The sequence below is a fragment of the Streptomyces sp. NPDC043738 genome (assembly GCF_056436545.1).
This window is the reverse complement of the sequence record NZ_JBWKCJ010000017.1, coordinates 40,115-61,126: the sequence shown is the minus strand read 5'-3', so window position 1 is coordinate 61,126 and position 21,012 is coordinate 40,115. Positions and strand designations below refer to the sequence as shown.

General features: G+C 71.3%; 18 protein-coding genes. 12 read left to right on the top strand and 6 right to left on the bottom strand.

Features of this window, described 5'->3' with window-relative positions; all coding sequences use genetic code 11:
* Positions 1-20 precede the first annotated feature (20 nt).
* Positions 21-2,828: a type 1 periplasmic-binding domain-containing protein gene (locus AC0680_RS22335; protein WP_478631425.1), complete on the top strand. Its 2,808-nt coding sequence runs from the start codon at positions 21-23 to the stop codon at positions 2,826-2,828.
* A 94-nt stretch (positions 2,829-2,922) separates the two neighbouring features.
* Here the strand turns inward: AC0680_RS22335 and AC0680_RS22330 are convergent, their stop codons facing one another.
* On the bottom strand, positions 2,923-3,702 hold the full coding sequence (locus tag AC0680_RS22330) for a VOC family protein (RefSeq protein WP_478631423.1): 780 nt from the start codon (positions 3,700-3,702) through the stop codon (positions 2,923-2,925).
* Between the two features lie 149 nt (positions 3,703-3,851).
* On the opposite strand from AC0680_RS22330, the gene AC0680_RS22325 reads away from it, so the two are divergent.
* The 3 genes from AC0680_RS22325 (at position 3,852) to AC0680_RS22315 (ending at position 7,352) form a co-directional block, all read left to right on the top strand.
* The gene (locus tag AC0680_RS22325) at positions 3,852-6,323 is read left to right on the top strand and encodes a SpoIIE family protein phosphatase (RefSeq protein WP_478631420.1); all 2,472 of its coding nucleotides are present in this window, start codon (positions 3,852-3,854) and stop codon (positions 6,321-6,323) included.
* An 83-nt stretch (positions 6,324-6,406) separates the two neighbouring features.
* Positions 6,407-6,598, top strand: a complete 192-nt coding sequence (locus tag AC0680_RS22320; RefSeq protein WP_468972660.1) for a hypothetical protein — start codon at positions 6,407-6,409, stop codon at positions 6,596-6,598.
* A 247-nt stretch (positions 6,599-6,845) separates the two neighbouring features.
* Positions 6,846-7,352 carry a DinB family protein gene (locus AC0680_RS22315; protein ID WP_478631416.1) on the top strand — a complete coding sequence of 169 codons (507 nt, stop codon included), beginning with the start codon at positions 6,846-6,848 and terminating at the stop codon, positions 7,350-7,352.
* Between the two features lie 48 nt (positions 7,353-7,400).
* Here AC0680_RS22315 and AC0680_RS22310 read toward each other — a convergent pair whose 3' ends face one another.
* The 4 genes from AC0680_RS22310 to AC0680_RS22295 all read right to left on the bottom strand — a co-directional run bounded on the left by AC0680_RS22310 (position 7,401) and on the right by AC0680_RS22295 (position 11,985).
* On the bottom strand, positions 7,401-8,297 hold the full coding sequence (locus tag AC0680_RS22310) for a GNAT family N-acetyltransferase (RefSeq protein ID WP_478631413.1): 897 nt from the start codon (positions 8,295-8,297) through the stop codon (positions 7,401-7,403).
* A 43-nt stretch (positions 8,298-8,340) separates the two neighbouring features.
* A complete protein-coding gene (locus AC0680_RS22305; RefSeq protein WP_478631672.1) occupies positions 8,341-9,792 on the bottom strand; it encodes an amino acid permease in 1,452 nt (483 codons plus the stop codon).
* Between the two features lie 255 nt (positions 9,793-10,047).
* Positions 10,048-11,004 carry a hypothetical protein gene (locus AC0680_RS22300; RefSeq protein ID WP_478631411.1) on the bottom strand — a complete coding sequence of 319 codons (957 nt, stop codon included), beginning with the start codon at positions 11,002-11,004 and terminating at the stop codon, positions 10,048-10,050.
* Between the two features lie 762 nt (positions 11,005-11,766).
* On the bottom strand, positions 11,767-11,985 hold the full coding sequence (locus AC0680_RS22295; protein WP_478631409.1) for a hypothetical protein: 219 nt from the start codon (positions 11,983-11,985) through the stop codon (positions 11,767-11,769).
* A 51-nt stretch (positions 11,986-12,036) separates the two neighbouring features.
* Here AC0680_RS22295 and AC0680_RS22290 point away from each other — a divergent pair, with 51 nt between their 5' ends.
* On the top strand, positions 12,037-12,576 hold the full coding sequence (locus AC0680_RS22290) for a winged helix-turn-helix domain-containing protein (protein WP_478631407.1): 540 nt from the start codon (positions 12,037-12,039) through the stop codon (positions 12,574-12,576).
* 85 nt (positions 12,577-12,661) lie between these two features.
* Here the strand turns inward: AC0680_RS22290 and AC0680_RS22285 are convergent, their stop codons facing one another.
* Positions 12,662-14,392: a hydrogenase maturation protein gene (locus tag AC0680_RS22285; protein ID WP_478631404.1), complete on the bottom strand. Its 1,731-nt coding sequence runs from the start codon at positions 14,390-14,392 to the stop codon at positions 12,662-12,664.
* Positions 14,393-14,807: 415 nt separating this feature from the next.
* On the opposite strand from AC0680_RS22285, the gene AC0680_RS22280 reads away from it, so the two are divergent.
* The 7 genes from AC0680_RS22280 to AC0680_RS22250 all read left to right on the top strand — a co-directional run bounded on the left by AC0680_RS22280 (position 14,808) and on the right by AC0680_RS22250 (position 20,971).
* The gene (locus tag AC0680_RS22280) at positions 14,808-14,963 is read left to right on the top strand and encodes a hypothetical protein (RefSeq protein WP_384440414.1); all 156 of its coding nucleotides are present in this window, start codon (positions 14,808-14,810) and stop codon (positions 14,961-14,963) included.
* A 125-nt stretch (positions 14,964-15,088) separates the two neighbouring features.
* Positions 15,089-16,327 carry a hypothetical protein gene (locus AC0680_RS22275; protein WP_478631401.1) on the top strand — a complete coding sequence of 413 codons (1,239 nt, stop codon included), beginning with the start codon at positions 15,089-15,091 and terminating at the stop codon, positions 16,325-16,327.
* A 40-nt stretch (positions 16,328-16,367) separates the two neighbouring features.
* On the top strand, positions 16,368-16,883 hold the full coding sequence (locus AC0680_RS22270) for a glycine-rich domain-containing protein (protein ID WP_478631398.1): 516 nt from the start codon (positions 16,368-16,370) through the stop codon (positions 16,881-16,883).
* 28 nt (positions 16,884-16,911) lie between these two features.
* The gene (locus AC0680_RS22265; protein WP_478631395.1) at positions 16,912-18,216 is read left to right on the top strand and encodes an MFS transporter; all 1,305 of its coding nucleotides are present in this window, start codon (positions 16,912-16,914) and stop codon (positions 18,214-18,216) included.
* A gap of 170 nt (positions 18,217-18,386) precedes the next feature.
* A complete protein-coding gene (locus tag AC0680_RS22260; RefSeq protein WP_478631392.1) occupies positions 18,387-18,803 on the top strand; it encodes a hypothetical protein in 417 nt (138 codons plus the stop codon).
* Between the two features lie 93 nt (positions 18,804-18,896).
* Positions 18,897-19,499, top strand: coding sequence for a carbonic anhydrase (locus AC0680_RS22255; RefSeq protein ID WP_478631389.1), 603 nt, complete (start codon positions 18,897-18,899; stop codon positions 19,497-19,499).
* Positions 19,500-19,516: 17 nt separating this feature from the next.
* Positions 19,517-20,971, top strand: a complete 1,455-nt coding sequence (locus tag AC0680_RS22250; RefSeq protein WP_478631387.1) for a SulP family inorganic anion transporter — start codon at positions 19,517-19,519, stop codon at positions 20,969-20,971.
* Positions 20,972-21,012 lie beyond the last annotated feature (41 nt).

Genomic DNA, 21,012 nt, shown 5'->3' with positions numbered 1-21,012 from the left:
GACCCTTCCTCAGGGGCACCATGGCGTCGAACGAACTCGATTCCCTTACCCCCGCCACTCCCGTCATCCCGGTCTTCCACGGAGCCGGACATCTGCTCCGTCTGATAGCCGACCTGGTACGCAGGCCACGCCGCCGGGAGTGCCCGGAACCGGTGCGGCACCGCGGAGTGGCCCAGGGACGCGAGGGCCTGCCGGTGGTCTGCCTGGTCGCCGGGGACGACCACGCCCAACTCGCCAAGGGCATCAGCTACTTCCTCAGCCACGCCGACCCCCGCCGGGTGCCGCACGTACTGCACGACCTCGAAGCCGGGGCACCGCCCGCCGACCCGGAGTCCGTCGACGCGGTGCGCCACACCCTGGAGCGGCTGGCGCAGGGCTTCGCCCTCAGCGTCAACGGCAGCGACGGACGGGTCCGCTTCCGCCGGTTCGGGCTGGTCAACTGGCTGATGCAGGTGGGGGCCGACAGCGGCCGCAGCCACCCGGGCGATGTGGAGGGCAACGACCACACCCTGCTCCAGGGCCTGCGGGAGCGGGAGTTCCGGCGCCGGCGGGTGTTCGGGCTGCTGCGCTCCCCGGAGACCGAGCTCGCGGTGGACGGCAAGGTGCCGTGGTGGGTGTGGCTGTTCGCGGTCCACGTCTTTCCGCTCGCCTGGTTCCGGATCCGCCGAGGCCTCAGCTGCGAGTACCGCTGGCTGCTCAACCAGCCCTACCTCGCACCGCGCGACCCGGGCACCTTCACCGGGTTCGCCGAGCGGCTGACCGCGCCCCACAACGAGGTGGAAGACCCCGAACAGTTACGCAAGTTGATGGTCAACGCGTTCCTGGAGGATCTGCGCGTCGCCTTCCGCCGCCGCATCTGGCGGCCCCGGACAGCCCGGCGCACCGCGTACTGCGTGGCGCTGCTGGACGGTCTGGGTCCGGACACCTGCGGCTATCCGCTGCTCCGGACGATCATCGACGTACGCAACGAGACCGGTGCGTTCGACCCGCTGCTGGTCGTCGCCTGCGGCGCCGAGCCGCCCGCCGAGGGCACCGGGGTCCGCGCCGACTGGGGCCGGCGTGAGCTGTGGCGGCTCTCCGACCGGCTCTACGGCGGCTGGCGGGACACCTTTCTGCACCAAGGCCGGGCCCGCAACCGCGCGCCCTGGTACCTGCCGGTCAGCGTGCCCCGGCTGATGCCGCCCACCGAGGAGAGCTACGAGCTGACGCGGCGGCTGGAGGTCGCCCAGGACGCCCGGCTGCGGATCCCCGAACCGCCGCTGTGGGCCCGTCGGGCGGTGTCGGTGGCGGCGACCTGCTCGGCGGTCTTCGCACTGCTGGGTACGGGCGGGCTGGTGCTGGGCGCCGAGAGCGGCTACCGGCAGGCGCACTGCGGTCTGAGCCGGTTCGACGACGACGCCGGCACCTTGCTCACCGCGGAGACCGGCGAGTGCATCGGGGTGGCACGGCACGGCTTCACCTTCCACTCCCCCGACCCGTCGCTCGACCGGACCCTGCAGACCATCTACGCCCAGAACACCCGCGCCGAGGAGGCGCACCAGGCGGCGCCGGACCGCCCCTTCGTCACCCTCGTCCATCTCTCCGCGCTGCTCAGCGTCTCGGGCAAGCCCTCGGGGCAGCTCGCCTACGGGCGCGAGGCGCTGCAGGGCGCGGCGAGCGCCCAGTCCCGGCAGTTGCGCAGCACCGGTGCCACCGAGCCGATCCTGCGGATCTTCCCCGCCAACGCCGGATCGGGGATGCGCTTCGGCACGCGGGTGGTGGACATCCTGGAGCGGCTCAAGCAGCAGGACCCCTCCCTCGTCGGGGTCACCGGGCTCGACCAGAGCCGGGAGGCGACCAACCGGACGATACGGCGGCTGACCGCGGTGGGGCTGCCGATGGTGGCCACCACCCTGTCCGCGGACACGCTGGTGCGGCAGTCCCCGATGTACTTCCAGGTGTCGCCGCAGAACACCCGCGAGGCGGAGGTCGCCGCGGCGTACGTCGACCACCTCGTGGGACGGGACACGGGCGCGTCGGCCCGGCATGTGCGGATCATCGGTTCCGCCGATCCCAGCGACACCTACAGCAAGACGCTCGGCGACGATGCCGCCAAGCGCTTCCGGGCCCGCGGATTCCAGGTCGAGAGGACGGTGTTCACCCCGCCCCCGCCGCCGGGCGAGGACCCCTCGTCCGACGCCCCCGGCCCCGGGACGGTCGGCCAGCGAAGCTGCTCCTACCAGGGTGTGGTGTTCTACGCGGGGCGCTCGGAGGACTTCGAGGCGCTGCTCGGCGGGATCAACGAGTCCTGCAACTCCGATCCGCCCACGCTCATCGGCGGCGACGACGTGGCGCGACTGGCCGCCGACGCGGACCGCCGCGAGCACTACCCCGGAATCCCCTACGACTTCCTGGACTTCACCCTCGGCTCGGCGCACTGCGACGGCACCAGCGAGCTGTACGCGGAGCTGAGCCGGCTCTTCCCCGACGAGTGCGCGAAGGTCCCCAACTCCTCCCTGGACGGCCATGCGGCGCTCGGCTTCGACGCCGTCAAGCTGTACATCAACGCGGTCAAGCAGCTGCGTGAGGAAGCCGCCCAGATGCCGCTGACGCCGCCCGCGGTGTGGCATGCGATCAGCGGCGTCCACGGCGACGCGGCGCTGGACGGGGAGAGCGGGATCATCAGCTTCGGCGGTGATGTGGACCGCCAGGTCCCGTTGGACAAGCTGCTGTCGGTGCAGCGCATCGACGGCGTGGGCCGGCCGACCCAGGCCGGGTTCTGCGGCCGGGTCGGCGGGAAGCGGCAGTCGGCGTGGTGCCCGCCGCTGGAGCCGGAGCAGGGCCGCTGAGGTACGGGGGTCAGGGCACGTCCGACGGGTCAGGGCCGGGCCCGGCCATGGCCCGTCGGACAACACACCTGGGGCCTGTCCGACGGGTCAGGCCCTAGTCCGCGGTGACGGTGAAGATGCCGCCCTCGGGGTCGCGGATCACCGCCTGCCGGCCCGCGCCCTCGGCACCCGGGGTCACGGGGGTGACGGTGCCGCCGGCGGCGACCGCGGCGGCCGTCACCTTCTCGATGTCACGGACCGGGAAATGGACGTGCCAGCGGGGGCGCACCCGCGGGTCCGGGGCGGACTCCACGGCGCCGCCGTGCAGGGTGGCGACGATGTGCGTACCGTCGCGGACGATCACCTGGTCGTGTTCGTAGGTCACATCGCAGCCGCCGGGCTCCTCGGAGGCCCAGCCGAAGACCTCCGCGTAGAAGATCGCGGCTTCGAAGGCGTCACGGGTGCGCAGTTCCAGGGATGCGGGCGCGTTGCCCTGCCCGACGGACCAGGCCAGCGTCTGGCCCTCCCAGAAGCCGAAGGTGGCTCCGTCGCGGTCGGCGGCGAGGGCGGCGCGGCCGGGGCCGATCTTGAGCGGGCCGACGGCGACGGTCGCACCGCGCTCACGGATCCGGCCCGCGGTGTCGTCGGCGTCCTCCACCGCGAAGTACGCGGTCCAGGCCACGGCGATCTGGAGGCTCTGGGCGAGGGCACCGACACCGGCCACCGGCTCGCCGTCCAGCAGGGCGATGGAGAACTCGTCGCCGAGACTGGCCCGGCGGAACCGCCAGTCCAGTACAGCGGAGTAGAACCCCTGCGCGGCCTCCAGGTCGCGGGCCAGCAGGCTGACCCAGCACGGAGCGCCCCGCACCGGGGTCGTGGGCCGATGGGCCGACATGACATCCGCCTCCTGTCGCTCGCGCCCTCTCCCACTGTGCCAGCGACACCGCGGGGCCGCACCAAGGGCGCATCTCGCCGGGCAGCGCGGTTGTGCCGGTCTTGATCAGGCTCGATGCTGTAGGTACTGAACCGGGCTGGGTTGATGCCATGAACGCATGGAACGCGGCCGAGAGCGCCGACTTCCGTGGTCCCCTCGACGTCACCAGGGCGGCCACAGTGGTTCTGGATGCCCGGGATCTGGTCATCGGCTGGAGTCCGGCGGCCCGGCGGCTCCTCGGGTATGCGCCGGACGAGATCATCGGCCGCCCTTTGGAGACCTTCCTGGCGCCAGCCGAGGCGGCCGGTCCCGCGTGGGCCGAACGGGCTCCGGAGGCGTCGCTCAGCGGGAGCGAGCCCCGTACGGCGCGGCACCGGGACGGCCGGCTGCTGCCGGTGGCGATCACCACCTGCGCGCTGAGCGTCCCCGCCGGCGCGGGTGCCGCCCCGGCCCGCGTCCTGGTGGCGGCCGCGCTGGACGAACAACAGGGGTGGGACTCCCAGCAGTCGATGCTGCACGGACTTGCCACCCAGTCCCCGGTGGGCCTGGGCATCTACGCCCCCGATCTGCGGCTGACCTGGGCGAACACCGCGTTTGTACGGGAGATAGGGCGGCCGCTGCGGGAGTTCCTCGGCGTCCGGGCCGACGATCTGTACCCCGACGGCGAGTTCGTGACCGAGGGGTATCCGCGCACCCTCGAAAAGGTCATGAACAACGTCCTCGACACCGGCGAACCGGTCCTCGACCTGCACTTCGTCGGCCAGCAGCCCTCCGAACCGGGCCCCGATCACGTCTGGTCGTGCTCCTACTACCGGCTGCAGGACGCCCGCGGGCAGGTGATCGGGGTGTGCGAGGACGCCTTCGACATCACCGAGCGCTATCAGGCGCAGCGCCGGCTGAACCTGCTGGTGGCGGCCGGTGCCCGGATCGGCACCACGCTCGACATGGCCGTCACCGCCCGGGAGATGACCGAGGTGGCGGTGCCGGACTTCGCCGCCATGGTCACCGTCGACCTGGTGCAGTCGGTGCTGGAGGGCGCGGAGCCGGATCCGGGCAACGGCACCCTGCCCACGCTGGTCCGGGTCGCCACCCGCCGCGCCGACGACCCGCCCGGCGCCCCGCCGCACGACCCGTACCGCGTCGCGTACCCGCCCGGTTCGCTGCCGTACCGCAGCCTGTCCTCCGGCGGGATGGTGCGCGGGGAGAGCAGCATGGTCGTGCCGCTGCGGTCCGGTGGGGCTCCGATGGGCCTGGTGACCTTCAGCCGCGGGGAGCTGCCCTCGCTCTTCGACAAGGGTGAGGTCGAGCTGGCCGACGAGCTGGTCACCCGAACGGCGGTGTGCCTGGACAACGCCCGCCGCTTCACCCGGGAGCACACCGCCGCGCTGACCCTCCAGCGCAATCTGCTGCCGCAGCACCTGCCCGAGCAGTCCGCGGTGGATCTGGCCTACCGCTATCTGCCCAGCGACGAAGGGGCCGGCGTCGGCGGCGACTGGTTCGACGTCATCGAGCTCTCCGGCACCCGGGTCGGGCTGGTCGTCGGCGACGTGGTCGGCCATGGCCTGGAGGCGGCCGCCACCATGGGGCGGCTGAGGACGACCGTACGCGCCCTGGCCAGGCTCGACCTCTCCCCCGACGAGCTGCTGAGCCGGCTCGACGACCTGGTGGGACAGACCGCCGAGGACCGGCCGGACCGGATCGGCACCGATGCCGCCCCGGACGATGTCGCCACCGGCGTGACCTGCCTGTACGCGGTCTACGACCCCGTTTCACGGCACTGCACGATGGCGCGGGCCGGCCATCTGCCGCCGGCCGTGGTCGACGCGGACGGCGGACTGTACTTCCCGGATCTGCCGGCCGGCCCGCCACTGGGCCTCGGGGGCCTGCCGTTCGAATCGCTGGAGCTCGAACTGCCGGTGGGCAGCCTGCTCGCGCTCTTCACGGACGGGCTGGTCGAGGCCCGTGAGCGGGATGTGGACGAGGGGCTGGAGCTGCTGGGCCGGGTGCTGGCCGACCACCGCAGACCGCTGGACGAGCTGTGCGACCGGGCCTTCGCGGAGCTGTTGCCGGACGGTCCGGCCGCCGACGACTCCGCGCTGCTGCTGGTGCGCACCCGCGAGCTGGACGCCCGGCAGGTCGCGGCCTGGGAGCTGCCCGCCGAGCCGGCCGCGGTGGGCCGGGCCCGGGAGCTGGCCACCGGGCAGCTGCGGACGTGGGGCCTGGAGGAGCTGTCGTACACCACCGAACTCGTGGTCAGCGAGCTGGTCACCAATGCGGTACGGCACGCGGCGGGGCCGCTGCATCTGCGCCTGCTGCGCGACCTGACGTTGCTGACCGAGATCTCCGACACCGGTCACACCTCCCCGCACCTCCGGCACGCCGCCAGCGACGACGAGGGCGGGCGGGGGCTGTTCATCGTCGCGCAGATCGTCCAGCGCTGGGGCACGCGCTACGCGCCGTACGGCAAGACGATCTGGACGGAGCAGGCGTTTCCACCGCGGTATCCCGGAGCCCGTCGGCCGTCGGCCGGGCCCGCGCCGGCTCGGGGCGTGTCCGGTGGGTCAGGGTCGGACGGGCCCTAGGGGGTGCGGGTGTTCGAAGCCGGTCCCATGATGGAACCAAGCGAGGTCCCGGCGACCCGGCGGGCGCGGACGAAGGAGGACCTGTGACGACCAATGGCAGAGAGCAGTCGGCCCAGCACCGGCCGACCCAGCTGTACACCGGTAGCGAGCGGCCCTACGACCCCGAGGACCTGGTGAAGGCCTCCGGACGCGAGCCCACCCCCCAGAGCCTGGAATGGGCCAAGCGCCTCATCGCCGAGGAGGGGCCCGGCGCCATCGAGCGGTATCTGCCGTGAATCCCTGAGGCCGGCACCCGTACCGCCTACGGGGTGCGGAGCCATACGGAGGGACATCGACGTGCCGACGGCCGGCACGTCGATGCCGCGCGCTGCGGCGGACCGCCCGCACACAAAACCGCTTGCGGCGGCCCGCACCGGCCGGGAAGATCGCCTCGGCCGTCTCCCCGGCCGGGCCGGAGCGTTCCGGCCCCGGCGGACGTTCCGCTCCCGCGCGTCCGCCCTCCCGAAGGAATCCGTCGCCGCCATGACCACCGAACGCCCCTCCCCGCCCGTACGCGCCGGCGAGCGGGAGACCCTGCGGGCCTATCTCGACTTCCACCGCGCCACACTCGCCATGAAGACCGACGGCCTCTCCGACGAGGAGCTGCGCCGCCGGTCCATGCCGCCCTCCACGCTCTCCCTGCTCGGCCTGGTGCGGCACATGGCCGAGGTGGAGCGCTCCTGGTTCCGCCGGGTGATCAACGGCGAGGACGTCCCGCTCGTCTGGTCGGCCGACGGCGACTACCAGGTGGCCTATGACGCCGACGGATCCACCCGCGCCGAGGCCTTCGCCGCCTGGCAGTCCGAGGTGGCGCACTCCCGCCGCATCGAACAGGCGGCCGCCTCCCTCGATGTGACGGCCTATCAGCCGCGGTGGGGAGAAGAGGTCTCCCTGCGCCTGGTGATGCTCCACCTGATCCACGAGTACGCCCGTCACAACGGCCACGCCGACCTCCTCCGCGAGGGCATCGACGGCACCGTCGGCGCCTGACGCGGCCCGATGGCGTCCCGTTCGGGGCGCCCGGGACCCTGCGGCGGATCAGCCCAGTTCCAGGCTCGTCACCCCGTAGGTGCGGTGCCGGTCGGGGGGCGGGACCGGTCCGGTGTACATACGGACGGTGTGGGAGCGGGGGGTCAGCCCGCGGCTGGTCGCCAAGGCGTGGGCGGCGCGCCGGGGTTCGGGGGCGTCGAGGAAGACCTCCGCGGACGGCTCGACACAGGCGGTGAGGGCGTCGAAGAGCGCCTCGGCGGCTTCGGGGGTGTCGGCGAAGAGCGGGCCGACGCGGTGGCCGGTGTGGGCCGGCCGGATGACTCCGTAGCCGGCGATCGCGCCGTCACGGACGTAGGCGCGGGCGATGTGGCCGGGGGCCGTCAGCCAGCGGGCGACGAAGGCCCGCCGGTCGGCGGGGAAGCAGCGCCGGTCGTAGGCGGCGAGGGCCTCGAGGTGACACCCGGTGACGGGGACGACGTGCGCGGGCGGCACCGTGCCGGGACGGGTGGGGCGTCCCCCGTAGCGGATGGTGTCGTAGGCGGGGGTGAACCCGGCGCGCCGGTACGTCGGTTGCTGGGCGGGCACCGCGTCCAGGCCCACGGTCCGGGCGCCGGCGTGCGGGACGGCGGCGCGCCACGTGGCGAGCCCCAGGCCCTGCCCGCGGTGGTCGGGGTGGACCAGGTAGTAGCCCAGGAAGGCGTAGCGGTCGGAGTAGTTGACGACGGAGACCGCGGAGACGGCCCGTCCGGCGCGGCGGCCGAGGAAGAAGCCGGCGGGGTCGGTGGGGTGGAAGCAGGCGGTGTCGTCGCGGCCGGGGTTCCACTGTTCGTCTGCGGCCCACCGCACCACCTGGCGCCAGTCCTCCGACGTGGCGGGTTCGACGGTGAGTTCGCCGGCGGCGGTCGGCTGCGGGTGCGGGTGCGGGGCTTCGCCTATCGGGGGCATGCCGGGGATCGTCCCTTCTGGTGGGGTCAGGGGGCGGAGTGGTTCAGATGAGGTCCATGGCCGCGACCTCGTCGGGGCGGCCGTAGCTGACCGGGCCCTGGAAGCGCCGCCGGGCGGTGGCGAACCACCACACCGTCGCGATGATCAGCACCACCGTCAGTGCGATGGGTGCGTAGTTGAAGGAGGCGGGGGTGATCGGGGACGCCTGGGGCAGCATGAACAGCACGTTGCTGACCAGGATCCAGGTCACCGCGATCGCCGCGACGGGCTTGCCGTAGCGGCCGAGGTTCCACGGTCCGGCCTGGAAGTCGTCCAGCCGCAGCCGCAGGAAGATGGGTACCGCGTAGGCGAGGAACAGCCCGACGACGTTGACGCTGACCACGGCGGTGAAGGCGGTGTGCGACCACCAGCCGGGCAGCACCAGCACCAGCGGACAGGCCGCCGCGAGCCAGACGGCCTTGACGGGGGTACGGGTGCGGGCGGAGACCGAATGCCACCACCGCGAGCCGGGCATCGCGCCGTCGCGTGAGAAGGCGAAGATCTGCCGGGTATTGCTGGTCATGTTGGCGAGTCCGCAGAACAGCATGGCGCCGATCACGATCAACAGCAGGAACTTCGCGGTGCTTTGGCCGAGTGCGTCGACGAGAATCTGCACCGGAGGCGCTTCGGCGGTCGCGGCATGGCCGTAGTCGCGGATTGCGTACACCAGAGCGAGCATCAGGATCAGCCCGGTGATCGCGGAGTAGGTGATGGCCCGCATGATGCCCCTGGGCGCGTTGACCGTCGCCTTCACCGTCTCTTCGGACATGTGGAAGCTGCCGTCGAAACCGGTGAAGGTCCAGCTGGTGACGAGCAGGCCCAGCATTCCGCCGTACATCGCGTGGGTGAAGCCGGTGTTGTTGACGAAGTGGGTCACGAAGGAAGGCGACTGATGGTGGTCGGGTATCAGGGTCAGCGCGCCGACGATCACCACCAGGCCGATCAGCAGCCACCACACGGAAATCCGGTTCACCAGGGCGACCAGCCGCACCGTATAGGTGTTCGCCAGCGCCTGGAGGAGAAGGATGGCCGCGGTGATGCCGACCGTCTGCTGCGGTGTCGGTTCGTAGGACGGCCACTGCATGGCGATGAATGCCTGGATGAAGGTGGCGGCGGCGAAGTTGGTGGCGGCCGTGCCGCCGACCTGGCCGACGAAGTTCAGCCAGCCCGTGTACCAGGACCAGGCGCCCTTGTGCCGCTTGGCGAGCTTGCCGGCCGAGAAGTAGAGCGCGCCGCTGGTCGGGTAGGCGGAGGCGATCTCGCCCATCGCGGCACCGACGAACAGCACCATGATCGATACGGCGACCCAGCCGAAGATCAGGATCCGTGGGCCGCCGGCGTTCATCCCGAAACCGAAGGAGGAGAAGATCCCGGAAATGATGTTGATGATGGTGAAGGAGATGGCGAAATTGTCGAACGCCCGGAATCTGCGGGTCAGTTTCCGCGGATAACCCATGGCGTGCAGTGTCGCGTCGTCGTCGAGGGTGACGGGACTCGCCGGATGGTGGGGGGATTTCGAGCGGGCAAGGGAAGTACGCTCGGACACAGCCGCAACCTTTCTGGGAAATTCGTGGGGAGAATTGAGCGGGTCGAGAGGGTCGAACGCCCGATACGCATGCGGAGAATCTGTGGAGGCGTCTGAGAACGCTTCCACGGAAATGCGCGCGACGCCCACCGGAAACCGGCGTACGACAGCGCCCGGCACACTCCCTCAGTGGCCATGCGGTACGGGGAGTCCGCAGGAGCGTCTGGCCCTGGTCAATTGTTCGGCCGGATCGCCGAACGCACTCCAGGGCATGCGTGACGCATAGGGGCCCATCGCCGTGAAGACCTCCCGCGCCTCGAATTCATGTTTCGCCATGAACAGCGCATGCGCCAGGTACGCCAGGTCCAGGACCGGTGTGAAGCGGTAATCGGCGACCCGGGGAAACCAGTTGCGGTAGATGCCCATGGCGGTGCTGATCCACTGGGGCTGCTCCCATGTGCGGTCCGCGAGCAGGGCGGACGGGTTGTAGTCCTCGACCAGTGCCACCAGCGGCAGCAGCCGCAGGGGCGAGTGGGCCGGGGCCCGCTGGCTCAGGAACGCGGCGACGTCCCAGCTCGCGCCGGACGAGCCGCCGTACCGGGTGAAGAAGAACGACAGGAAGCGGTGGTGCGCCTCGCGGTGCCAGGAGTCGAGCCGGAGGATGTGGGCGAAGAGGTACCACGGACCGGTCGGCGCGGTCAGCAGCCCCTGTGGCGCGGGGTCCTGGTGGCGGTCGAGGCGGGCCAGCGCCAGCTGGGCGACCCAGGGGGTGGGGTCCTCGGGCAGCTCCTTCGCCGCCCGCTCGCACGCCGTCTGCGCTATCCGGGCCAGCGCGCCCTGCCTCCGGTCCCCGGCATCGGCCATGCGCAGGGCGCGCAGCATCGCCACCCGCGCCCAGAGCAACGCCGCCTCCGGTCCCGGCTCTTCGGCCAGCCAGCGCTCCGCCAGGTCCGAGTCGGCGGCCACGGACGCCAGGACGAGCGAGCGGTGGGCACGTACCTCGAAGTCCTCCCGGGCCTCCTCCAGCACCTCGTGCGCGCTCAGGTACCGGCCGGCCCTGACGTCCATGCACGCCCGCGCCAGCGCCCGGTCGTCGGCCGCCGGACTCCATACGTACTGTCCCTCGAAAGAGCCGGCCGCCATGGTCCCCTCCCGGTCACGAAGGCGTCATCCCCCACACCGCATTCCAGCCGCGCCGAATTCAACTGGACCCTGTCACCGGTCAAGTGACAGCGGGGCACACCCTACTCACCCTCAACTCATTGCGAAAACAGTCGTCTGGAATATCTGGTTCCGCACCGTTTCGCCGCGATGAAATTGAAAAGGAAACCACTTTCCGGCCGACCCCCGGAAGCCCTCCGCTTTGCCGCCCCTCGGAGCCACAGCCTCTACAGGTCATTTATTTGGCATATTCACACCTTCACAAGCTCCCCACAAGCGGACATCAACAACCGACACCCCTCCGCATCCGCCGACTTGAGCGCGAGCCAGAGCGCCGGCGAAGGCCGGAATCGAGCCCCCGGGACCACGGTCGCGCCGACGGCACACGGCGGCCGGAACCACGCCCACCGCGCGGCGCGCGCCGAACGGCCGGTCGGACGCCTGCCGGGCACCCCACCACGACAACGCCCACAGGTACAGACCATCCGACAACCGTCCGCGGATCACGGCCAGCCGGCCGATGGTTTTGAGCCATGCCGGACGGGTGGGCGGCGCGGCATGGAAGCCAGGGCGGGCGGGCGCCATCTGGCAGCGTTCCCTCAATTTCCCGTGCGCTTACGGAAGGAAACAACGGCCCACCCGGACGCGGCCTGCCACTCCGCCGCCCGACACGGCTCCGCACAAACACGGATTCGGCTCAAGAGCAACCGAAATTAGCGGAAGCTACTTTCCGGAACCGCTCGATCACATGTAGCGTTCGACTGGACCGGAGGCCGCGGCATCGCACCACGTCATGGCCGACCACAGGCGTGGACGCGAGCGTTCCCACGGCACGACCGGAGCGATCGCCCCCGCTGGGCGCACCTGCGACGGAGGTGCCGGCTCGCCGTTCACCGCCTCGACCCCGGACTGCGTCGCGACTGTGCGCAGCACCTGCACACCTTGAACGTCGAGCACCGCCATGTCTGTCCGTACACGCCTGCTTTGCAAGAGGAATGGGCCCAGATCATGTTTATGAACTCCTCGACGACCCCGCTTGCGTGGCGACCGGAGACCGGCTTCGGCCGTCCGGCGATAGCCGGGCCCGGCGAAGGGCCACCCCTGGCGGTCGACCGGCTCCCCGACGGCAAGTGGCAACTGACCCTGCACGACCTGGAACCCGTCTCGGTGCACCGGCTGCCCTCGGACGAGGTCCACATCATTCTGGCACCACCGCGTGAGGAACCACCCGGCTCCATGGATCCGGCCCCGGCCGGCCGAGTCGCCCGGCCCGAGCCGATCCAGATCGACACCGCGGCCCGGACCGTATTCATCAGAGGCCGCCAAGTCTGCCTGCCACGACTGGAATTCGATCTGCTCGCCCACCTGGTGCTGCATCCCCAGCGCGCCTTCACCCGGGAGCAGCTGATGGCCGCGGTCTGGCCCAGCTGCCAATCCAGTACACGCACCGTCGATGTCCACATCGCCCGGCTGCGCCGGCGCCTCGGTCCGGGGCTGCGCGACTCCATCAGCACCGTTTTCGGTATCGGCTACAAGTACCTGCCCGTCACGTAACCCGGCGCCGACGGGGCGGCGGACGCCGCTCGTGCACGCAACGGGCCGGTGGCCTAGGGGGGACCTCGGCCACCGGCCTTCGGGCTCAGCGGAACCGCGGGGCCGCCCCCGGTCCCGGCGCGGCGGCATTGAGATGCGCGGGCGTGCCGGCCGCGGGCTCCTTGCGCACGAACGCCCGTCGCAGTGCGTGGTAGGGCTGCTCCGGGTCGAAGAAGATCTCGCGCATACGGGACAGTTCATGCTCGCGATAGGCGTGCAGCGGACGTTCGGCCTCGTCGCGCTCCCGGGTGGCCTTCTTGCCGGCGATACGGGCCTGGACCGCGGGCGAGGACGCCAACCGGACCGCCAGATGAGCGGTCCGGGGCGCGAACTCCTGGGGCGGGCAGTCGACGGTCCGGTCCACCAGCCCGAGCCGCTGCCCGGCCGCGGCGGTGAGCGGCAGGGCGCGCGCGGTGAGTTGCCCGGCCACCTCGGAGCCCACCCGGCCGGGCAGGCTGTACGTCCAGTACTCCGAACCGTAGAGGCCCATCAGCCGGTAGTGCGGGTTGAGCACCGACGCCGAGCGGCACCACACCTCGTCCGCGGCGAGCGCCAGCATCACCCCGCCGGCCGCCGCGTTGCCGCCCAGCGCGGCGACCACCAGCCGGTCGGTGGTGGTCAGGACGGCGTGCACCAGGTCGTCGATGGCGTTGATGTTGGCCCAGGACTCCTCGGCCGGGTCGGCGGCGGCCTCGATGACGTTCAGGTGGATGCCGTTGGAGAAGAAGTCCCGGCGGCCGCCGAGGACCAGCACGGACGTCGGCCGGGTACAGGCGTGGCGGTAGGCGACCAGCAGCCGCCGGCAGTGGTCGGTGCTCATGGCGCCGCCGGGGAAGGAGAACTCCAGGAATCCGGCCGGGCCGTCCTCGCGGTAGCGGATGTCGCTCCAGGTGCGGGGGCCGTCGCCCGGATCGAGCGGGGCCGGTACCTCGGGGAGCGGCGGGAGGCCCTCGCCCAGCGCGAGCGTGGCGGGCAGGGTGAAGGTGCCGGGCTCCCCCGGGCGGCGCGGCCGGCGCAGCTGCGGGATCCACACCGCCCCGTCGGCCGTCGCCCGGCAGATCGCGCCACATCGGGTGGCGAGCAGCTCGCCCGGCCGGCCGGTCAGGGTGTCCTCCGGGTGACCTCCGTGCAGAAACCAGGTGTCGCCGAGCAGTTCGTCCCGTACGCCCGGCTGGGAGTCGGCCGCGCGCAGGGTGCGTACGACGGTCTCGGTGGGGTCGCGGCGCCAGTCGATCCGGCGCTGCTCCTGGCGCAGGGGCGGCCGGGGGCGGCCGGGCTTCGCGGCGTCGGGCAGGGTGGCCTGGGGCTGCGGGCGATGACTGCCGGAGGCCACCCGGTCGACGGCCGAGAGCACCGCCGAGACCGCCGCGTCGGCGATCTCGTTGCGGTAGAGATCGCTCTTGCCCACGTCGGGAACGGGGCAGTCGGCCGCGGCCCAGACGTCGCCGGCGTCCATCTCCTCGTTGGCCTGCAGGACCGTGACGCCCCAGCGGTCCGCGCCCAGGTGCACCGCCCAGTCCACCGAGGACGGCCCGCGGTCGCCGAGGGGCCCCGGGTGCACGATCAGGCAGGTGTATGCGGACCACACCTCGCGGGGCACGGCCGTCTTGAGCATCGGCGCCACGATCAGTTCGGGGGCATGCCGGCGCACGACCTCCAGCAGCGGGGTCTCGCGGGTCACCAGTTCCACCCGCACATGGTGTCCGGCGTCGCCGAGTTCGGCGTGGACGCGCTGTGTGAGGCTGTTGAACGCGCCGGCGATGAGCAGAATTCGCACAGCAGACTCCCCTGGGCCGGGACCGATGAGCGGGTAACCGGTAGTGATCGTTCCACCGCGGTGACCGACGGCCTTTGGACGTGCGCGGCAGGTCACCCGATCGGCGTCCGCCGTGCGGCGCAATACGGTCGCAATGCGACTCAATGCCGGCATAGGCAATGCAGGGGAGTAATGCCCGCCAACGAGTCGAACCATAGGAATTCGGGCGTGCCATGACTGTGAGTCACTTGGTTCCCGCCATTGATCAACTCGACGGAATCCCGCCAAAGTTGGCGCACCGACCACACTTCCACCCGCATCGACATTGCCTGTGATTGACATTCACTTGGTAACACTTTTACCTTCATGGCCATGGCATCAGCGCAGGTCAGCGCTGTGCCCCAGATGTCTTCCGCACTCTTCCCGGAGGTCTCCCATGGAACAGCTCATCAAGAAGATGGCTCAGGACAACGTCTGGCAGAACTGGCTCGCCGCCAACTCCGCACAGCAGGCGGCGAAGAACGGTTGCATCAGCGCGGCGCCCAAGTCCGGCTGCATCAGCGCCACGCCGAAGGCCGGCTGTATCTCCTGACGCCGTATCCGCTGAGGGACCGGGAGGGGGCACCGGCGGCACTGCCGGCCGCCGCCCCCTCCCGGGCACCCGCGCCCCGCATGCGCCCCAAGGGCACCGTTCTTTCGAGCCTTGACGAGGAATCCATGGATGGTCAGCCGACCGCCGAGGTCATCGAGCAGATCCGCGACATCCCCATTTACCGCGAGTCGCTGGCGAAGGGCCACTTCCCCATACTCGACAAGCCGGAGATCGCGCGCGGCTTCCCCGAGAACTGGATGACGCCCCGGCTGGCCGCGGCCCTGGAGGCCGGCGAGGCGGAGTTCGTACTGTCCACGGGCACCAACCACGCCCGAATGCAGATCATCCGGCCCCCGTACTTCCTGCTGCGCTCCTACTACCAGCTGTGGCGTGAGCACCCCGACATCGCCGACACCTGGCAGTCGGGCTGCCGGCGGGTCTCGCTGACCACGGTCCTGGCGACGGAGCATGTGGCACGGGTCAACGCCGCCCGCAGCGGCGTACCGCCCCGACCGGTGCCCACCCTCGACGACCGGCGGCTCGACGAGCGCACCTGCTATCTCAACCTGCGGCTCGACCCGGCCCTGTGGGAGCGCGACGAGGTCGTACGGATGCTCGCCGAGATCCGGACCGCCCGGCAGGCGCACCCCCGTGGCTGGTACCACCTCGACTGCTCCGGCTACCACCTGGCGCATCTGGTGCGCAAAGTCAGCGAATGGGGGCTGTGGGACGACTTCCCACCGCCCGCCAGCATCATCCACGCCTACGAATACACCCCGGTGAACGTCCGGCGCTTCCTGCACCAGCACTTCGCCTGCCCCGTCATCGACCTGTTCGGCAGCACCGAGCTCGGCTACCTCTACTTCAGCGACCGACGCGGCACCTACTGGCCGCACCTCGACAAGATGAGCGTCGAACTCCACCCGGTCGCACCGGAAAGCACGATCTACGAGCTCATCGTCTCCAGTGTGCGCAACCCCTTCATGCCCCTGATCCGCTATCGCTCGGGCGACTGCGCACGCACGCTGGACGGCACTCCGGACCCGTCGAAGATCGCCCAATTCTGCGGCCGTCAGAAGGAACTGCTGAGCACCCCGCACGGGCCCGTCGCCCAGGGCGACCTCGACCGGTGCATCGGCGAGGCGTCCTCGCACGTCTTCGTGCACCAATTGCAGCTGACCGGCGAATCCGAGGCGCTGCTGGCGTACACGACGTTCAACGGCGCGCCCCTCGGGGACGCGGAGGCCGCGGAGCTGGCGCACGGCGTCGGTGAACTGACCGGACGGCGCTGCCGGATCGAGCACCGCGCGCACATCCCCATCGGGCGGTCGGGAAAGTACGCCTGGCTGGCCAACGGCACCTGACCCGCGCACCGCACCCGACCCCACTTCGCACAGGAGAGTCATGACCAGCCGCCCGCGGATATCCGCCGACGATCTGAGGGACCTGCTCGGAGACGCGTTGTACACCGAGGTGGTGGACCACTTCACCGCCAAGGACCCGGAACTCTCCGCCGAGTTCGTGACGCGGCAGGTCACCGAATGCCTGCGGTACCTCTACCTCGTCTCCCGGTACCGCGATCAGCTCGGCGGACTGTTCCTGCCGGTCGAGCAGGAAATCGACGAGATATGGCACTACCTCATCCTGCAGACCCGCGAATACCGTGCCCTGTGCGAGGAACGGCTTCCGGGGCGGTGCTTCATCGAACACCGCAGCATCGCCTACGAGGACTACCAGCAGGAGCCGGGCCGGGAGCAGGCGCTCGAAGAGGCCCTGCGCTGGATCCCGTTGTACTGCCGGGAGTTCGGCCCGTTCGACGAGGGCGCACTGCCGCACTGGACGATCGTGCGCTTCCTGCACCAGCAGATGAACCTGTCGCTCTCGGACATCGCGGCGCTCGAACCCATGTCGACCGCCTAACAGACACCCTCCCGATCGGAAAGGAACCATGACGCCCAGGAACGGCGCGTCGGCCATGCGCGAAATCCCCGAACAGCGGCGCATTCTGGCCGTGCTGGTCTTGTCCCAGATCCTCAGCGGTGCGGGCCTCGCCGCGGGGATCACCGTCGGCGCCCTGCTCGCCGAGGAGATGCTCGGCTCGACCGGTCTGGCGGGCGTGCCCAGCGCGCTGTTCACCGCCGGGTCCGCGCTCGGCGCCGTGGGCATCGGCCGGATCTGCCGGCGCTGGGGCCGGCGCCCCGGGCTCGCGCTCGGCTACGGCGCCGGGGCGCTCGGCAGCCTCGGCGTCGTCGCGGCGGCCGCCGTCGACAGCGCTCCGCTGCTCTTCCTGGGTCTGCTGGTGTACGGGGCCGGCACCGCGACGAACCTGATGGCGCGCTACGCGGGAGCGGATCTGGCCTCCCCCGCGCGCCGCGGCCGCGCGGTGAGCACGGTGCTCTTCGCCACCACGCTCGGCGCGGTGGTCGGCCCCAACCTGGTCACGCTGACCGGTCGGCTCGCGCACTCCTGGGGCATCCCGCGCCTCGCCGGGCCGTTCATGCTGGCCACCGCGGCCTTCGGAGCGGCCGCGGTCGTCCTCGCCTTCCTGCTGCGGCCCGATCCGCTGCGGCTGGCCCAGACGCTGGCCGAGAAGGCGTCCCGGGCGACCGACGGCACTCCGGGGGCGGACGACCGACCGGTCCCACCCCCGCAGCGCGGGCGGGTGGTCATGGGCACGCTGGTCATGGTCCTCACCCAACTCGTCATGATCGCGATCATGACGATGACCCCCGTGCACATGCGCGCACACGGGCACGGCACCCAGGAGGCCGGGTTCGTCATCGCCCTCCACGTCGGCGCGATGTTCCTGCCGTCGCCCCTGACCGGGCTGCTCGTCGACCGGGTCGGCCGGCTGTGGACCGCCGCCGCGTCCGGGGTGACCCTGCTGGCGGCCGGTGTCCTCGCGGCCACGGCGTCACCGCACTCCGTACCCGCCCTCGCCGCTGCGCTGATGCTGCTCGGCCTCGGCTGGAACTTCGGCCTGATCAGCGGTACCGCCATCGTCACCGACGCCCTGCCGCCCGCCAACCGGGCCGCGGCACAGGGGCTGGTGGACGTCGGCATAGCCGTCGCCGGCGCGACCGGCGGCGCGTCCTCCGGGCTGATCGTGGTGGCCGGGGGATTCACGACGCTGGCGCTGTCCGGCGGCATCCTCGCACTGGCGATCGTGCCCCTCGTCGCCTGGGCCGCCAGACGGCCCGCGGCCACCGTTCCGGCCCCCGCGGCACCGCGGTCGCAGACGGAACGGACCTGAAACCCGGCCGGCAGCGACGGCAGGCGGGTATCCGGACGTCACTTCCGACACCTGCCGCAACATCCAAGAATGTCTTGAAACTTGATGTCATTTCTCATTAACACACGGGAAACCTATGTGATGCACTATTGGGGGACGTTTTAGTCGTGTGGACGATCCACGGGGGAGCGATGACGCGGAAGGGCACCGGCATACCCTGCGCACCGGCGCTGCGCGCGTGCCGCTTCGCGCTGGCCGTCCTCGCCGTGGTCCTGGCGTTCCTGCTCGGCGGCGCGTCAACGGCCGCCAGTGCGCCCGCACTTGCCCTCGCAAAAACCGGCCAGCCCGCGGGCACCAAGTCCGCCCAGCCCGTCGGCGACACCAACGAGGAAAAGACCAAGCGCGAGAACGAGCGCGGCAAGGCCCGCGGCTCCGCGCACACCGCCGTCGGGGTCCCCAGGCACGGCGGCCGGCCGCTGCCGTACGGCAACGTCGACCGGCTGCGTCATGGCGCCGAGGAGACCGACCCCGCTCCCGCACACAGCTCGACCAAGGCCGCGTCGAGACCGGAGAGACTCCCCGTCCTGCACTGCGTCTTCCGCTGCTGAGGGCGGTCGTGGCGGTCTTGCCGCACCATCCGCACCTCGCACGTTTCCGCCACCACCCCACAGTGGCAACCCTCATCAGCAGGAGACCTCCCAGTGGAGACCTTCATCCAGCATGCCCGGGGCCTGATGGCCCGTATCGCCGACCGGCGTGAGGAGCAGGAGACCTACGGCCGGCTCGCGGCCGGCCAGTCGCCCCTCGCCCTGTTCATCACCTGCTCCGACTCCCGTGTCGTGCCGTCCCTGATCACCGGCGCGCGGCCCGGCGAACTGTTCGAACTGCGGACGGCGGGCAACGCCGTCCCCGCCTACCAAGAGGGCATGGCGGCCTGCGCGGAGGCCGCCACCATCGAGTACGCGATGCGCGTGCTGCAGGTGGCCGACATCGTGGTGTGCGGTCACTCGCACTGCGGCGCGGTCGGCGCCAAGGCCCGCGGCGAGGACCTGACCGGTGCGCCCGCCGTCCGTGACTGGCTGGCGCAGCAGCTCTCCGACCAGCTGCCCGACGACGCGGAGCCGACCGTCTCCGCCGCGGTCCAGCAGCATGTGCGCGAACAGCTCGACCGGCTGCGCGGCTACCCCTGTGTCCAGGAGCGGCTGGCCGCCGGCGAGGTGAACCTGCACGGCTGGTTCTACGAAGTCCACACCGGCATGGTGGCCGCCCACCATCCGGCCACCGACCTGTTCCTCCCGCTGTGAAGGCACAGGTGCCCCTCATGAAGAAACTCACCTCGTTCCGGGCGGACTTCACCGCCTCCCTCGTCGTCTTCCTGGTCGCCGTCCCGCTGTGCGTGGGGGTGGCGGTCGCCTCCGGCGTACCGGCCGAGCTGGGGCTGGTCACCGGTATCGTCGGCGGACTGCTCACCGGTCTGCTCCCCGGCAGCAGCCTGCAGGTCAGCGGCCCGGCCGCGGGCCTGACGGTGCTGGTCTTCGAGGCCGTCAAGGAGTACGGCGTCGGCACGCTGGGTGCGCTGGTGCTGGCCGCGGGCGCCCTGCAACTGGCCATGGGCGCACTGAAGTTGGGGCGCTGGTTCCGGGCGATCTCGGTCGCCGTCGTCCAGGGCATGCTGGCCGGCATCGGCCTGGTGCTGATCGCCGGACAGCTCTACGCCCTCACCGACGCCAAGGCACCGGGCAGCGGACTGGCCAACATCGGCTCGCTCCCGGGCCTGGTCGCCGACACCGTACGGTCCCAGACCGCGCTGAGTGCGCTGGCCATCGGCGCCGGCACCATCGCCGTCCTGGTGCTGTGGCCCCGCTGGCGGCGCGCGGCACGGATCCTGCCCGCGCCGCTGGCGGCGGTGGCGCTCGCCACCACCGCGGTCTGGGCGCTGGACCTGCCGGTCGCCCGGGTCGAGGTCAGCGGGCTGCTGGACGCGATCCAGCCGCCCGGCCTCGCCGACCTGGGCCGGCTCGCCGACATCGGGGTGATCGGCACGGTGCTGGCCTTCGCGTTGATCGCCTCGGCCGAGTCCCTCTTCAGCGCCGCCGCCGTCGACCGGCTCCACGACGGGCCGAAGACCGACTACGACAAGGAGCTGATGGCCCAGGGCGCGGGCAACGCCGTATGCGGTGTGCTCGGTGCGCTGCCGATGACCGCGGTCATCGTGCGCAGCGCCGCCAACGTCCATGCGGGCGCGAAGACCAAGGCCTCCCGGGTGCTGCACGGCGTCTGGCTGCTGGTGTTCGCCGCGGCGTTCCCGGCCGCGCTGGGCGTGGTGCCGCTGGCCGCGCTGGCGGGCGTCCTGGTGTACTCGGGCTGCAAGCTCATCCCGGTGCGCGCGCTGCGGCCGCTGTGGCGCGAACACCGCGGTGAGGCGGTCGTGCTGCTGGTCACCGCCATCGCGATCGTCACGGTGAACATGTTCGAGGGCGTCCTGATCGGTCTGCTGATGGCCGTCGTGAAGACGGCCTGGGAGACCTCCCATGTGCACCTCGAGGTCGACACTCCGGCCGACGAGGACGAGCCGGTGCTGGTACGGGCCGTCGGCAACGCCACCTTCCTGCGGCTGCCGAAGATCCTCGACCAGCTCGAGGCGCTGCCCGCCGACCGCGATGTGCGGCTCGATCTGAGCGGGCTGCGCCATCTCGACCACGCCTGTGGCGCGGCGCTGACGAACTGGGAGGAGCAGCACCGCCGTAGCCGTCAGACGGTGGAGCTGGTGTCCTGACCACGGGTCCCGGCCCGCCGCACCCTAGGGGCGCGGCGGGC